The sequence below is a fragment of the Bacteroidetes bacterium GWF2_43_63 genome (genome assembly GCA_001769275.1).
In the GTDB taxonomy this organism is placed as follows: Bacteria; Bacteroidota; Bacteroidia; order Bacteroidales; family DTU049; genus GWF2-43-63.
In genome coordinates this window covers 1-15,838 of record MEOQ01000016.1, presented here as the reverse complement: position 1 = coordinate 15,838, position 15,838 = coordinate 1, and the positions used below count along the sequence as shown (strand labels likewise).

The following is a 15,838-nucleotide window of genomic DNA, read 5'->3' as shown; positions in this document are numbered from 1 at the left end:
TGCTAATGTTTTGGCAGACGCAACACAAATATAGCAATTGCAATAACATGCAACATAATACTACTTGTTTTAGAGGAAAATATTTTGTCAGACAAAACCTCCCGGGTGCCTGTGAAACGCATGGCGTGGTTGCAAATCAGCGCGCTATTGTTTAATGATTTTCTGAAATTCCGATGTGCAGCTATTTTCAAATTTAATGACATATACGCCGGGCTCAAAATTATTTGTCGGAACAGTAGTGATCTCATCAAAGCAGCCACTATACACCACTTGTCCCACAGCATTCAGAATTTCAAAATGTAGTTTTTCCTGATTGCTTTCAATGGTCAATTCGTTCGAAACAGGATTTGGATACACTTTAATAATTCCTGCAGATGCAACAGATTCGATACCTGCAGAAGTTACCTGTATTGTGTTTGAAGAATCGGAACTGCAACCCAGCAAAGTAACAATCACAAAATAATCACCGTTGACTGTTGCTGAATAATTCTGATTTGTGGCGCCGGCAATTATTCCGTTCTGGTCATACCATTGATTGCCGGAAACGGCATCGGAAGACAGCACAGTACCTGTCACAGTGATTGCAGGTGTTGGGGGAATAGGATTAACAGTAAGATTTAGCTTAAACACATAGTCACAACCTTGCGGAGTAAGCAGGCTGTCATAATATGTTCCAGTCTCGCTGAAAACAATGCCATGCCATAAGAAGACATCTCCATCGCAAATTTCTTCATCTTGAACATTTTCAAAAACCGGGTTTACAATAAGGTTGAGCGTATACACACTGTCACAGCCATTCACGCTAAGCAGGCTGTCATAATAAGTCCCGGCCGAGCTGTACATATTGCCATGCCAATTTAATATATCTCCATCGCAAATCTCTTTGTTTTCCACATAATCGAAAAGCGGGTTTACAGTAAGGTTGAGCGTATACACACTGTCGCAGCCAAGCAATGTTTGCAGGCTGTCGTGATATATTCCAGTCATAGTATAATCATTGCCTCGCCATGAAAAAACGTCGCCCTGGCAAATATTTTCGGTTTGCAAATATTCATAAACAGGATTAATGGTGAGATTCAGCTTATACACACTGTCGCAGCCAAGCTGAGTTTGCAGACTATCATAATAGGTTCCCGCTACGGTGTAATCATGGCCACGCCAGTTGAAAACACCTCCATTGCAAATCACTTCGCTTTGCGAATACTCATAAGCCGGCTTAATGGTAAGATTCAGCTTATACACACTGTCACATCCATGCGGGGTTTGCAGACTGTCATAATAAGTTCCCGCCACGGAGTAATCAATGCCACGCCAGGTGAAAATATCGCCCTGGCAAATATTTTCGTTTTGTTCAAGCGCAAAGGACTGATAGATTGAAAGATTCAGGTGAACAATGCTGTCGCAGCCATTGGAAGAACCGCCTGGAATGGTAAAAAGTGCAGTACTGTTACTGGATGTGTAGGTCACGCCATTCATCCAGGTATATGAATCACAAGCTGATTTGATATCGACTCCGGAACGTTTCGAAGAATAAGAGTAATCCATATCGTCGTAGAACAAATCAACTGGAGAATACATAGGATCAACAGAGTTATAGTCAACCATAAAACTTTTTACACCGATCCAGTTCAATGATACATAAACATAGCTAAACTGATAATCAGTCGGGTTGAGGGAGACATTGTAAATAAGTGCTCCATTATTATCAAATCCTTTCAGATTCAGGTGCGTAAAGTCTGATGCCATCTGAGTCTGCAGCCAGAGTCCGTGTATGTCAATGTTCACATCAGTGCTTAGCTTTGCGTGATAACCCGGCGCCGACATTGCGTGACCAGTACCTGAGTGAGGAAGATAATCTCTTATGTTGTCCCACCCGCTATTATCCCAACTCCATGGGTGTCCATCTTCGGTCCACGATCGGGTCCCAAAAGCCTGGTCAAAATTCAATACGTTTGTTGGAGGAATATAGGTGTAATCCAAATCATCATAGCTTAAATCAACGGGGTTATAGAGTGGGTCGGTGGAATTAAAATCAACCATAAAGCTTCTCACATTGACCCAATTCAATGTTACATAAGCATAGCTAAACTGATAATCTGCCGGGTTGAGGGATACGTTGTAAATCAATACTCCACACTCGTTATATCCTTTCAGGTTCAGATGTGAAAAGTTTGAAGCATTACCTGTCATCAGCCAGACTCCCTGAATGTTTATGTTTGCATCTGTACTCAGCTTTGAGGAATAACCCGGTGCTGACATCGCATGGCCGGTACCGGTGTGAGGAGTATAATTCCTGATATTATCCCATCCGCTGTTATCCCAACTCCACGGGTGGCCATCTTCAGTCCAAGACTGGGTGCCGAAAGGTTCATCGAAATTCACTGTTTGTGCATTTGTGAAGTTGTGCATTATTAGCATGATCAATGCTATAGCAAATCCTTGACATAAAATGCTTTTCATAAATTCTGTTTTTAATTATTTGCTTAATATTCAAATTTGTACAAATATAGAAAATTTTCTTATCCGCAAAATTGTTTTGCTAATAATACAAAATCGTTAACTCGCAGGAGCAATATAGAGAGTTTGTTGAATTGTAAATCTGCGGGATGTAAAAAAAAAAAAGTTTCGATTTAACGATTTACCACCTGCAATAAATCGTTTCCGGCGCTTTTTATTTCAGGAAATCTCAATCCGTGAAAAGGTTTGCGTAACTGATTCAGAATGTGTTTCGAGAGTATTTGATAGACCATCGCCTGATTCTTAAGATCGACGGCGTTTGCTTTAAGAACAGCATACAATCCGTCATACGATGAATAATATTTCAATACATCGTGTTTAAAGCAAAGAAGTCCGTTTTCGCATACCAGCATTTCGACTTTATGAAATGGCCCCGAATTGAAAATACGATTGATTTCAATCGATAGAAAATTAAGATTGATGTTCATGATTATTTATTTTCATCGAATATACTGCATAATATCGTATTTGACTAACATAATTGTCGTTTTGTGGTTAATTTAACTTGGTACAACTATAATTATATAATTTAATGAATTGTTTGATAATGGCAGAAGTCTGACAACTTTTGCGCTATCAGTGTCCTACTCTTCCATGTCCTTCATTGCATTTCGGACTAAGGAAGGTCGGTACGATTGAAGATGTTGTTTTTGTTTATTCAGACACACAAAATATTTATTTCAGCGCAAACGCCACCGCGGCTTCGGCATGAATCTGAAGAGTATCGAATAATGGAATGTCGGTGTCGGATTGTTTGATCAGCAGCGGGATTTCGGTGCAGCCCATGATGATGCCTTCGGCGCCTGCGTTACGAAGTTCCTGCATGATTTCCAGATAGCGCACTTTTGCATCCGCTGTGAAAATGCCGCGGGTGAACTCGTTATAAATGGTATCATGCACGTAATCGCGCACAGCGGGCGGGGGAGTGATGACATCGATTCCAAATTTTTCTTTCAGTCGCTGCGCATAAAACGGCATTTCCATGGTTGGCTTTGTGCCTAATAATCCGACTTTGCTGATGTTATTTTCCTTTATTTTTTCTCCGGTGGCATCGGCAATATGCAAGAGCGGAATGCTGATATGTTGCGAAATGGCATCGGCAAACATGTGGGGCGTATTGGCACACAACAGCAGACAGTCGGCTCCATGTTGCTCAATGCCCATGGCCTTTTCTCTAAAAAAATTTCCAAGCGATTCGTAATCGCTGTGGTCGATGCGACTGCGCACATCGTTGAAATCGACCGAAAACAGTACTATTTGCGCGGTGTGCACATTGCTGGTTACTTCCGAAATTTTTTCGTTGATGATGCGATAGTATTCCAGCGTTGATTCCCAGCCGGTTCCGCCCAAAAGTCCGATGGTTTTCATACTTGCAGCTTGTTGATGAACAAATATATGAAAATCCGCAGAATCAGACTTCGGCGAGCTTTATCAGACAGGGCCAACGCATTAAACTCCACAAAAAACAACCGGAATCGCAGTTGCACAAAGTAGCACGAAGTTTTGCACGAAGTAACACAATGTGAAAAGTGCAAAAGCCAATTCAAAAAAAACAACGTAGTTGAGTTGATCAATTACAGCATATCGAATTTGAAAGCTCGCTTTCAAATTCACTTTGCTGTAATGGATTACGGCTTTTGCATCATTAAATCTACTTCGTGAACCTTTGTGTGAACTTGGTGCAACTTTGTGCTACCAGGATTATTAATGCACGAACTTGACACAATTGATTAATGTATTTGAAGCGCAAGCCAGAAGGATTCTCATGCTTAATTTATTGTTGGTCATGATCCAATAGATTCGCTGAAATATTTTCAAAAAATTACCGTTTACTGAAATCACACAGGATCATTAATTCAAAATTATTACTTTTGCGGCTGCAATAAAAAATGAGAAACATATTTGAAACATTGGGCGATTGGATCAGGAACGTGGTAGATTTTTTCTATCCGCCCTTCCGCCATTATATGTCGAAGCAATTTTTTCGCTATGGAGTGACTGGCGGAGCCAATCTGGTTTTCGACTGGTTTATGTATTTCATCATTTTTCATTTTGTGCTTCAGAAGCAGATGCTTGACCTTGGGTTTGTCACCATGGGTTCGCATATTGCAACATTTGTTATCAAGTTTCCACTTGTATTTTTTTCCGGTTTTCTGTTGCAGAAATATGTCACATTTACTTTATCGGAACTACGCGGACATGTGCAGTTGTATCGCTATCTGATTGTTGTCGTCATTAATTTATTTGTTAACTATGCCGGATTGAAGCTTTTGGTTGAAATGTTCAATATTTATCCTACGGTATCCAATATTATTGTCTCCACTTTCACTGTATTCATCAGTTATGTCTTTCAGAATCACTATACGTTTAAGGCTCCGAAAAACGGAGGAGAGGAAAACTCCAAAGATTGAATCTTAATCAACCAACACCTTCTTCATTTCATTGTTGGCATTGAAAACCGGGAAGTACATCAGCTCTATACTTGCGGGATTCAGATTATACGAGCCGTTGAAACGCGGAAGGATCTTCACTCTGAATGTGTAAGTCCCCTTCGGCAGGTACTGACAGAAAATATCTGTTTCGTTCCTGAAATATTCGCGATGACTTTCAAAACTCACATTGCTTGTTTTTGAAGCATAGGAGCAACCTCCGAAAACCGGAATCCGGATCATAACATATTCGGCATCTTTTTTTACCGATACATGAACTGCAAGCACTGTTTCGCAACCGGCTTTCAGAGTAGAGTCCGAGACATTCTCGAAATACGTTTCGATTCTGAAATCGTTTTCAGTGGCCTGCGGATTCCGGATGATCTGTTTGCGGTAACAGGTGAAGTAAACCGGAAATGAGCCGGTTTTTGAAACCGAAATTTCACTGCCTGGTTTAAGTGTAGTAGAAAAAGGAAATTCCGAAACGCGCAGATTTGTATCGCCACTCAGAACCAATGCCGGCTCTGTGATTAACAATGCGGAGTCAAGCATATCGGGCAAAATGGATTGAATAATGTTTATGGATTCATAGGTGTTTTGCCACGATGCATTGCTGCGCTTTTCGAAAAAATAGTTGCGCATGAGACTTAGTTCTTTGCTTTGATCATTGGTGTCCGACTTCAGAATTCCATACATCAGCAATGTATTCTGAACATCGCTGTTGTCAACGGTTTCGCGGTTGCCATCGGTGTAATAAACATTCCCGAACAATGTTGTCTGACGGAAATGCTGCAATGTGTCCATGCTGAACGGAATTCCCATCATTTGCTTCAGCGCGCACAACTGCAGCAGATCTTTCAGCGTCGATGTCTTGCATTGATTTTCTTTTTCAAGATATTTCCTGTAATCAAGATAAATGTTCATCTGAAAAAGAAGCTTCAGCATTTTTATCCGGACATTGAAATCTGTTGTCTTTCCCAACTGCCAGATGAGGCCGTTGACCGCATCAGTCATATCGGGAACATCGTATTGCTGCGATTTTGCTTTGGCCAGAGCTGACATTACATGAATGGACATCCAAATATGGGAATCTGTATTCTGCCACCAGCCCCACAATCCGTCTTTGTTTTGATTATCAGAAAGCAAGCGGATGAGTTTTTTTATTTCGCGGTCATTGTCGGATTTTTCATTTCTGAATTTGGCAATATCATTTGCAGACAGAAGTGCCATCAGTTTTGAAGCAATCTGTTCGTTGCATCCGAAGCGGTAGTTGATGATGTTGTTCAGTTCAATCCCCAGAATGTCAATGGCATCGTCCGAAGCATACAAAATGCACTCGCTGAGAGATGAATCAGCTGAAATACTCAATACTGTGTCATTTTCAAGCACATGAAAAGTTCCTTCAGCTTTTTCGAGTCCCTGAGTGAATACCGGAATTTTCCTCAGTTCTCCGTCGAAGTAACCATCACTGCGGTTGACCTGATATTTGACTTCGATAGAATCATCGGCAACAACCATCAGCGAGTCAATGACAATGTTTTTAAAAACAGTTCTGCCCAGATTAATAATGTTTCCGTCTGATTCAAAAAACCGTTCAACCTCAGCCGAGTCGCTGGAATAATTCAGCGTTTTTCCGGTGATCTGGCATGAGTCGCCTTCGGTCAGAAACATCGGAACATATAGTTGTGCCATCAGAGGCTTGAAAGAGCGGATGGAATCTTCGGTCTGGCCCGTTTGCTTTTTTCCGTTCATGGCCATGCAGTAGGTTTTCCAACAGGTAACATCGTCTGGGAAAACAACTTCAAATTCTGCATGTCCGTTTTTATCGGTGATCAGGTCCGGCTGCCAGAAGCCAACATCGGAAAAATGGCTGCGCAACGATCCTTGTTTTTCTGCTTCGTCCTGAAATGCCGGATCATACAGTGAATTTTCTCCGGAGCTTATGTTGCGCGTATGAATGATCACGACTCCGTTTTTCCCTTGTTCGCCATATTCAGTCATTGCTTTTTCAGCCGACAAAACATTAATGCTTTCAATCAGCTGGGGATTGAGATTTGAAATATCGCCAGTGAAAACCTTTCCGTCAACAAGTATCAGTGCGCCTCCCGAAAGGGTTTGCGATGCCTCCGTTTTTACTCCGTTTGCAAACAATTTGTATCCGTTTTCACGGGCATTGATCTGTATATCATTGTTCGAAATCCGTACAATTCCGGTCGATGCATCACCATAATCAGCCGGAATGCCTCCGGTTATAATTCCGGGGATATTCGTAATATATGTTGTAATATCAGCAGCAGAGAGCGAAGGAACTGATTCCATCCTCATAATACTGGCGCAGCCATCTTTTTCTATAAGTGGTTCATTAAAGCAAGAAATTTCGCAGTAGTTCAGCATTAAGGACTGTGCCTTAAGTTCAACATCAAGAAAGGTCACACGATTGCCTCGGACAGGTACATCATTTTCCTGCAGACTTCCGTAGCCGAGGCTGCTGAATGTTACATTGTTCACGCTGACGGGTACATTGCGAAGGCAATAATTGCCGTCAAAATCAGTCATGCAACCAATCATGCTGTCGTCGGCCAGTTTGATATATACATTGCAGAACGGAATGGGTTCTCCGCTTTCCCCGTCAGTTACTTTGCCCTGCAAAGATCCGCACTCAAATCCGTCATTTCCGCATGCATAACTGACTATAACAGGGAATGCTGATTTCGAGGATGACTGTGTTTTTTTTATGGATCGTCGTTCAATGAGCGATGTGATTGAATCGTAATAATCATCGTGATCAGAAAGGCAGAACTGAGTTGTTGAATAATGTGTGATTCCGTTTACTGTAACATGGAGTGAATCGGTCACCTGATATTTTTCACCTGCAAAAATGTAAATAATCCTGTAGTTACCGGTTCTCAGGTTGTGAAACATTTCAGTGGTTCCCGGATAAATCCATGATGAAGTTGTATCATTGCATGACTGAAGTACAGTGCAAAGCGGGTATTGTGCAGAATTGATCTTTCCTGGCAAAGAGACATGCAGTGCGCCGAGCCCGTCAACAGTGGCCGATGAATTAAGGAAATGGATTTCCGTAAACTTCCTTTTTCCCATCATGGCATTCCACATTTCAAAAAATGCATCTTCAGTCAGAACTGAGTCATAAATATCGTATTTGAATTCATCGTTGACAAGAATGGATGGAAGGTTGTTTTTATCTACGCTTCTCATTTTCAACATATTCTGTGAAAATTCGTATTCAAAATCCGGTTCATGCATAAATGTAACAGAGTATTTACCAGCAACCATAAACAATGTTTCTCCATAAACCGGCCCTGCCAGCAGATTTTGACGCGAATTCTTTTCAGCGGGAGTAAGAAGCTGCACCTTCCCGTCGTTTATGATGCAGGCGGTTTCGTTATTGAAATTGTCGCGAAATGGAAGAATGAATTTGAATGCAAATGCTTTTTCTTTGGGCGTGAGCTCCGGTTTAGCAGACTGACTATGAATATTGTTTGTGTCAATATCGCTGTTCATGCTAAAAATCATTTTTCTTCCCGGATTGAAAAAAAGGCTGTCCAGCTCAATAACGCGATTGGTCGTTCTGAGCTTAATCTGATGATATCCGCTGTCGATGGCGAAGGAGTAGGGTTGATCTACCGATGTCCATCTGAAATAGACTGGCATATTATCAACGTAAATAATATGGATCGCTTCAGGATTTCCATCGGAAAACACAAACGGAGCAAACTGAGTGACGGAATCTGTCGTGTAATATTCGAAACGGAAAAGGGTGTCGCCCGGATACAGGAACTGATAATACAGCATGGTGTCAAGTCCGGCTTTACTGTTCCAGAAGCCGTAATCGGCATGGCTGATCAGACTTGTACTGATCGGGTTTTCAATTTTATTGAACTCGTTGATGTATTTTTTACCGCGTCCGTATTTTCCAAGGTATGGCAGTTGCGGCGCATTATATCTAAATTTCGATGTCAGTGCATATGCAGTGACATCAACGCCTTCAACAGGTTTGCCTTTGGCATCGGTGACAGTAACACCTATTGTTGTTTTTTTTCCTGGAAACACCATGGAAGGCATTTCCAATGCGACATTCAACTGTTTGTCCAAAAATGTGATCTGCCTTTTCTCATTCATCACTTCGCCGCCCCAGATGTAATTCACATTTAGAAAATATATCTTGCGGGAATGATCCTTCATCCTGATTTGCAGGCTGTCGCCACTGCCCGATGCAATATGCCTGTTGCCGCAGTACAGATCATAAGTGAACGGAATTCTTGCAGGATTGGATGAGCTGATGATCAACGAATCTTTTGTTCTGAAGCCGAACAGATTGAGATTTGATGGCTTATTGCCGATGTTGACCATGCCTTCCATATTGCCGGATTCGGCATAATAGGCAGTGAAATATGGATTGAGAGGAATCCTGCAGGGGAATTCACCCTCGTAAACAACCGATTCATTATCGAATGCGTCCATGGCACTGACAACTCCGCTTTGCGGGACTGAAAGCCCATTTTCAATACATCGTATGCTGACAGAATCATTGACCAGAGTCATTTCAATCTGCCCCGGACGGCAATAATATGTCACATACAGTTTTTCTGTATTCAGCTCATTGTCTGATGTGCGTACCTTAACAATAACGGAGTAGGAGAGGTCTGCCAAAGGAAACGCTGAGTCTGGTATTGATATTTCTGTTTCCCCGGCAGGGTTCAGCTTCTCGTTTAATTGGAGCAGTGTGTCCCGAATGAAAATATCCGATGAATAATATTTGTTTACATTTTGCGTGCAAACCGAAATTTCAGCTCTTGCATCCTGAAGAATGAGCCCATTGTCGTCAATGGCTTTAATACTCAGTTTCAGCGGGTTTCCCTTGTGCTGGATTTTGTTGTCGCATTTCACTATCAGCTTGTTCTTTTTCAGTTCATAGTCTTCATATCTGAAATACCCAGTGCAATACGATCTGTGTTTGGTATCGGTCAGTTCAATCTGACAGATATTGTCAAGCCTCAATTTAAGTGAGTCGTGCAGCGGAAATACATACATATATGCCCCATCGCGGAAGGGCGATATTGTTTGCAGTTTATAACTGGTCCCATTCACAAAGAGCATGACATTCAGATCTTCACTTACCGTTTTCCCTCTTTTATCTGTAATGAAGGATTTTAGTCTCACGGTGTCGCCCGGACGGTAGCGTGGCTTGTCAAATACCATGTAGCTATTGATATTTTCTTCGAACCGCCAACTGTTTCGATCGTTGTATTTACTGAAACGGTCAAACAGATTGTACATCCCAGCCGAAAAGAAATATGACAACCTCCAGATTGAGCCCTCCGGATGATGATTAACAATCGACCTTATTCCATCGACCGGAAGAAAGAGCAAAAATCGCACTGGCCGCCAGACATATTTCAAGGGTGTGCGATAAAAAACAGAATAGTAAGCTCTTTTTATTGCAGCGTTATTTTCCTCGCGATCGAGTTGAATATACTGTGTATGATTGCCTACTCTAACTTCGAGCAAACCACGGCGGTTTGATTTTTTATCGGAATAAATCTTTTTTGCTTTATCAAATTTTAGTTTTTTCGAATTCAGTTGTACAACAGCGCCAGATATGGGTTGTCCATTATTGTCGGTCACCTGCACACATAGATCAGATGTATTATTGAATACGAACACATTGAAATAGGACACTGAAGTGATTGTAAGTATCTGTCTGCTTCCTCCAATGCCTGCCTGAAGATAATGCCCTGCAGGCAATGCTTTAGAATAGGTCAGATTGAATGGACAAGAATCGACCAGTGAGTGAAAAAAGGACAGATCGGCCACGCCCAGATCGTGCGAATAAATGTTTTTTGCTTCGTCATCAGTGATGCGATAGATATATTTAAAGTGGCCTGAGTGGCTGCTTTTCATTAGATCCTGCCCTTTAACATCCGGAATGAACGTAAAAATATAGATGGCCGCAATTGCGATGAATGATATAATTGTTTTCATGACCCAAAATTTAATGCTTGATTCAATTACAGCATAATTTCATATTTTTCAAAGATAATTTTATTTCACGCACTTCCAAGTGTTTTTGTTTTTTTTGAGTTCAAGAAAAAGTGTTTTGAATAATACCGAAAAGCTGAAGAAGACAATATCGGGGTCAATTCTTCAGATCCAGTAAAAACAAGGATTCCGGGCGAAAATCTGCCCGAGTCACTTTTCGAGCGAGCTCGATCGTTTGTTAGCGCGCGCGCGTTTTAGGTTTTACTCATTTGTTATTCTGATAAATCAGTAAAATAAATGTCGTAAAATGGCTTTAGGATTAGCTTCGCAATTTCTCCACTTCGTTACGAAAACGCTTCGCTGATCCTAAACAGCTCCGAATTCCCAAACAAAATCGCATTTCCTCCGGAAATGAAATAATTTACCCCGGGTCACTTTTCGAGCGAGCTCGATCGTTCCTCAGGGCTGATTGTTTTTTGAGACGATTTTGTCTCTTAGTGAACCTCACCGCACTGAATTCGAACACTTTTCTTGAGGATTTGAAGAAGATCAGCGATTTGTTTTTACTTGAATAAATGGTCTGCAATGCTGTCGCAATGCGAGGGTGGGGAAGTGCGGATTTTGAAAACTTTTCTGATGTTCTGATCAATTCAAACTCATCAGGCAAAATACTTTTCGCAGAATGCAGTTGTTTGCGTCATGAAACGCACCTATCACACCAATCTCGCGATAGCTTATAATCTTGGTATACTGCCGGTCGTACTTTTCTTTTTCATTGCAAAAAGAAAAGTACCAAAAGAAAAGCTAGTCGCCTGATATGGTTTCCGGGAAAATAAGCGGTCAGCTCCAACCGGATATAACTCGTCGCTGCGCTCCTCAAACAGACATCCGGATAAGTCATCTTCGCTTCGCTTCGAAAAGATTGTTTCCGCTGCCCGCATATTTTCTGATCCGAAAACCATATATGGCGACATCGTGCGTTGAGCTTGCATTTCCCTGATCTTACGCTGTGCGGCTTTATCAGAAATAGCAAATTTGTATTGAGAAATTTTCAAAAGCAATTACTGGCCTCGCGACTTTTCAGGACAACTGAACAAAGCACTTGAAATTATTTCCGAAATGGTACATGATTATACATATATCCGCCCGCATGGTTCACTCAACGGACTCACTCCAATGGAGGCGCTTATGAATGAAAACGCTGCCTTAATTGTCCCAACCGATCAAATCAGAATAGCAGCAACGACCAGAATCTCTGAAAACCTGAATTCCAATTGCATCGACTGCCAACCAAAGCCGGAATGATAGGTCTTTAGACAGAATGAAATAGAATTTCCCAAGAAAAGTAATGACAATTTCTGATCTCATTCAGAAATGAACAGAAATCTGTTCATTTTATAATTCAACAAGCACAAAGCCGGCGCTGCGGCCGGCTTTGATGTGATCTATTGAATTTCAGTGTTTTACCAATATTGGGATGGACATTTAGGATTTGTCATGGATGGTGCAGTGCAGCCCAACAAACACAAAGCCGGCGCTGCGGCCGGCTTTGATGTGAAATGTTGAAATTCAATGATTTACCAATATTGGGATGGACATTTAGGATTTATCATGGATCTTGAAGTGCGGGGTCAATACTTATTAGGTTAATTCGTTTAAAGTAGAGAAAATTTTCATCAACAAAGAAATATCCTTTAATATTGACTATTTTATCTAAATAACCATCCCATTTATCCCTTTTTATTTTTTCAAAATTACTAATAATTACTACTCTTTCTTTATCATAAAAATAAATAGAATCATTATCGGTAGACAAATAAATCATCGCAATCTTATAATCCATTATAATTTTAGCATCGAAACTAATACACTTCCCATTGTATTCTTCATAGTCATTGAAAATATCATCACTTGAAACCTGAATAAAATCATCACAATTGAATTTCTGTGTTGAAATACAGGAAACAAAAAAAATACAAACCAAAATTATTAATAACTTTTTCATAATCTGTTTTAATAGTAGAAATATGGAAGATTATATCGTAAAATAGCTGGGTCAAAAGGCAGTAGCTTTGCATGACTTTCAAAAGAATGAAAAGATGCATCAAAACGATTTACTGCATAAGCCGACCAAATTGACCACCCCTCGTCGTTTGTTTTGACCAGTGTGCGCCGTTTTAAATTGACCACCCTCCCTGAAGACAAAAAAAGAACTATTTTTCCTTTACTGATAAGTGACTGTCAAAATTAAACAATTTTATTCTGTTTCAACAGCTTTTATATTTTGCCGTCCTTGCCTCTTGCGAAGCGACTCCCCGGCCAGTTCCAGTCTGTGAGCATCATGTACGATGCGGTCCAGTATTGCATCTGCAACAGTTTGCTCACCTATAACCTCGTACCATTGAGGTACCGGGAGCTGTGAGGTAATGAGTGTTGAATGACTTCCATGGCGGTCTTCGATGATTTCCATCAGTATTGCCCGGGCGATTGCATCCAAGGGCTGAAGCCCGAAGTCGTCGAGTATCAGTAAATCCTGTCGCTCTATTTTTGCGATTTCGCGGATGTATGAACCGTCGGCTTTTGTCATTTTGAGTCTCGAAAACAACTTTGCACTGTTTGCGTAGAGAACTCTGTAACCCTGTGTGCATGCTTGATTGCCGATGGCCGAAGCAATGTAGCTTTTACCGATACCGGTGCTGCCAGTTATAATCAGGTTCTCATGACGCTGCACAAAGTCGCATTCTGCAAGCCGCATCAATTGATTTTTGTCCAGATTCCGCTCGATGTCAAAATGAACCTGTTCTACGTTGGCTTTGTAACGGAACTTCGCGTTACGCATCTGTCGCTCGATGCGCCGGTTGTTACGATCGTCCCATTCCGAGTCTACAAGCAATGACACCATCTCGTCGCTTGTCATCGATGCCATGTTGCCGTTTTCCAGACTTGTCCGGAATGCCCTGGCCATGCCATAGAACTTCATTTGTTTCATTCTCTGAAGTGATTGTTCGTTCATGTTTTTTTGTTTTTAAATAATCTGTTTTATTTGTAATAGCCCTTGCCGCGTATATTGCCATGCTCGGGCAGTTTCTGATCTTCAGCCGGTTCTTCATTCAAGTAGCTATCAAGCCCTTTTTCAAGAATAACCCGGATAGTGTGATATCCATAATCACCGTACTGATGCGCTCTGCGGCATGCATTATTGAGACGTTCCGAACCAACTCGTGCCGCATAACTCAACACTCCCTGACACGACCTGTAAGCCTGTTCAGGGTGTTGTTTTGCATTGAGCAATTCCTTGATGTATTCCTGCGTTTCAGCACCTACTTCGCCGGCACGTTCAAGGAACTTATCCGGATTCCAGTCGCTTAGATAACGGTGCTGCGATGCCAGATGATCGTTGTTTGTGGTGTGCCCGAAGAGATGCCTGTTGCGCTTGTGAGTAGCAATGCGCTCATAGCGGTAATGCACTTCAACTTCGCTTTGTGTATAAAGCAGCGTCACCTTTTTGCCGATGTACTGATATGGAACACTGTAGTAGTGCTTGTCTTCGGTCAGACACACGTAGTTGTTTTTCATCACCGTTGCCATGTGTCTGCGTTTAAGCTCATAGCGCCTTTCCGGAAGCGGATTTAATGTCTTTCGCTCAATCTCCTCAAAAAGCTGTCTGCGACTATATGGCCGATTACTCAACCTGTGGTTGTTGTGCTCTTCAAGTGCTTCCCAAATGGCCTCATTTAGCTGTTCGAGGCTGGTGAACACTCGCTCTTTCAACATGCCGTACATGCGGCGGTAAATGATTTTTACAGCCCCTTCAACCAATGCTTTGTATTTTGGTTTATACGGCGCCGCCGGTAATGCTGCCATCATGTAATACCCTGTAAAATCACGGAAAGACTCATTCAGCGTGGGTTCATAACGGCTGCTTTTGATTACCGCCGACTTCAGATTGTCGGTTACAATGGCGTTGGGAACGCCTCCAAAGTACAGCAACGCATTTTCACATGAACTGATAAAATCTTCTTTCTGCTGACTGTAACTGGCCTCAACATAGGTCAACTGGCTTGCCCCCAATATTGCCAAAAACACTTGCACCTTAACCACTTCACCAGTCTCAGCGTTTACCACCTCAAGCGTCTCTCCGGCATAATCCACATACATCTTCTCTCCAACCTTGTGTTCCACATGGAATACGGGATTGCGGATCTTTTGCCATTCGCTGTAATAGCGTTTAAACTGCGTCAGCCTATACCCATCCTTGTTCTCCATAAAATAGCGCTGCCACATCTTTTCCTTGGTATTCTCCCTGTGCTTCAACGCCTTTTCCATCTGTGGAAAAAACTCAAGCAGAACCTTGAATCGTGGATCATCCTCAATATGACTACTTGGAGTCATATCCATGAACATCTGCTCCAGCTCTGTGTCTGTCATTACTTCAACGTCAGCAATGCTTTTCCCAGAAGCAATGAACAGCCGGATGTATTTCTTAACTGTGTTGCGGGGCAGCCCGATGCGCTCCCCGATTGACTTTTTGCTCACACCTTCATGGTGCAGCCTGATAATGTTTCTTACCTTGCTCATGACAATTCTTTTGTTTGACATTGTGGGTTATTTTAAAACATCCAAAATAACCTTTTGTCACTCATTAGCAAGGAGTTTCGTTCTTTTCAGGGGGTGGTCAGTTTGCACCGACGCGAGGTGGTCAATTTGGTCCGACGCAGGGTGGTCAATTTGCAGCGTCGTTAGGTGGTCAATTTGAAGCGACGCGAGATGATTTTTTTAGCGTTTTTTCCAAATTACAGCAGAAATTGGGCAATATGGTTCAACTGAACAAGAATATTTATAATCAATTGACAAGCAGTTTTTCATTTCTGAAAGATTTACCGTCCCGA

The 15,838-nt window shown here is 41.8% G+C and carries 10 protein-coding genes; 2 read left to right on the top strand and 8 right to left on the bottom strand.

Going from position 1 to position 15,838, the window contains the following annotated elements; all coding sequences use genetic code 11:
• Window positions 1-144: 144 nt before the first annotated feature.
• The 3 genes from A2W93_11870 to A2W93_11860 all read right to left on the bottom strand — a co-directional run bounded on the left by A2W93_11870 (window position 145) and on the right by A2W93_11860 (window position 3,885).
• Entirely contained in the window at window positions 145-2,409 is a 2,265-nt protein-coding gene (locus tag A2W93_11870; GenBank protein OFY55441.1) for a hypothetical protein, read from the bottom strand.
• Between the two features lie 221 nt (window positions 2,410-2,630).
• Entirely contained in the window at window positions 2,631-2,945 is a 315-nt protein-coding gene (locus tag A2W93_11865) for a hypothetical protein (GenBank protein ID OFY55440.1), read from the bottom strand.
• A gap of 247 nt (window positions 2,946-3,192) precedes the next feature.
• Entirely contained in the window at window positions 3,193-3,885 is a 693-nt protein-coding gene (locus tag A2W93_11860) for an aspartate racemase (protein OFY55439.1), read from the bottom strand.
• 521 nt (window positions 3,886-4,406) lie between these two features.
• On the opposite strand from A2W93_11860, the gene A2W93_11855 reads away from it, so the two are divergent.
• Complete coding sequence (locus A2W93_11855) at window positions 4,407-4,928, top strand: hypothetical protein (protein OFY55438.1); 522 nt, start codon at window positions 4,407-4,409, stop codon at window positions 4,926-4,928.
• Window positions 4,929-4,931: 3 nt separating this feature from the next.
• Here A2W93_11855 and A2W93_11850 read toward each other — a convergent pair whose 3' ends face one another.
• Window positions 4,932-10,952 (bottom strand): hypothetical protein, encoded by a 6,021-nt coding sequence (locus tag A2W93_11850; GenBank protein OFY55437.1) that lies wholly within the window; start codon window positions 10,950-10,952, stop codon window positions 4,932-4,934.
• A 731-nt stretch (window positions 10,953-11,683) separates the two neighbouring features.
• Window positions 11,684-12,010 carry a hypothetical protein gene (locus tag A2W93_11845; protein ID OFY55436.1) on the bottom strand — a complete coding sequence of 109 codons (327 nt, stop codon included), beginning with the start codon at window positions 12,008-12,010 and terminating at the stop codon, window positions 11,684-11,686.
• 58 nt (window positions 12,011-12,068) lie between these two features.
• Between A2W93_11845 and A2W93_11840 the strand changes: the two genes are divergently transcribed.
• The gene (locus tag A2W93_11840; protein OFY55435.1) at window positions 12,069-12,254 is read left to right on the top strand and encodes a hypothetical protein; all 186 of its coding nucleotides are present in this window, start codon (window positions 12,069-12,071) and stop codon (window positions 12,252-12,254) included.
• Between the two features lie 304 nt (window positions 12,255-12,558).
• Here the strand turns inward: A2W93_11840 and A2W93_11835 are convergent, their stop codons facing one another.
• The 3 genes from A2W93_11835 to A2W93_11825 all read right to left on the bottom strand — a co-directional run bounded on the left by A2W93_11835 (window position 12,559) and on the right by A2W93_11825 (window position 15,548).
• Window positions 12,559-12,954 carry a hypothetical protein gene (locus tag A2W93_11835; protein ID OFY55434.1) on the bottom strand — a complete coding sequence of 132 codons (396 nt, stop codon included), beginning with the start codon at window positions 12,952-12,954 and terminating at the stop codon, window positions 12,559-12,561.
• 252 nt (window positions 12,955-13,206) lie between these two features.
• Complete coding sequence (locus A2W93_11830; GenBank protein OFY55433.1) at window positions 13,207-13,962, bottom strand: ATP-binding protein; 756 nt, start codon at window positions 13,960-13,962, stop codon at window positions 13,207-13,209.
• 26 nt (window positions 13,963-13,988) lie between these two features.
• Window positions 13,989-15,548, bottom strand: coding sequence for a transposase (locus A2W93_11825; GenBank protein ID OFY55432.1), 1,560 nt, complete (start codon window positions 15,546-15,548; stop codon window positions 13,989-13,991).
• Window positions 15,549-15,838: the final 290 nt, after the last annotated feature.

Coding starts and splice junctions, on each gene's coding strand:
- A2W93_11870 (OFY55441.1), bottom strand. CDS start 2,409: ATGCACAACTTCACAAATGCACAAACAGTGAATTTCGATGAACCTTTC.
- A2W93_11865 (OFY55440.1), bottom strand. CDS start 2,945: ATGAACATCAATCTTAATTTTCTATCGATTGAAATCAATCGTATTTTC.
- A2W93_11860 (OFY55439.1), bottom strand. CDS start 3,885: ATGAAAACCATCGGACTTTTGGGCGGAACCGGCTGGGAATCAACGCTG.
- A2W93_11855 (OFY55438.1), top strand. CDS start 4,407: ATGAGAAACATATTTGAAACATTGGGCGATTGGATCAGGAACGTGGTA.
- A2W93_11850 (OFY55437.1), bottom strand. CDS start 10,952: ATGAAAACAATTATATCATTCATCGCAATTGCGGCCATCTATATTTTT.
- A2W93_11840 (OFY55435.1), top strand. CDS start 12,069: ATGGTACATGATTATACATATATCCGCCCGCATGGTTCACTCAACGGA.
- A2W93_11835 (OFY55434.1), bottom strand. CDS start 12,954: ATGAAAAAGTTATTAATAATTTTGGTTTGTATTTTTTTTGTTTCCTGT.
- A2W93_11830 (OFY55433.1), bottom strand. CDS start 13,962: ATGAACGAACAATCACTTCAGAGAATGAAACAAATGAAGTTCTATGGC.
- A2W93_11825 (OFY55432.1), bottom strand. CDS start 15,548: ATGTCAAACAAAAGAATTGTCATGAGCAAGGTAAGAAACATTATCAGG.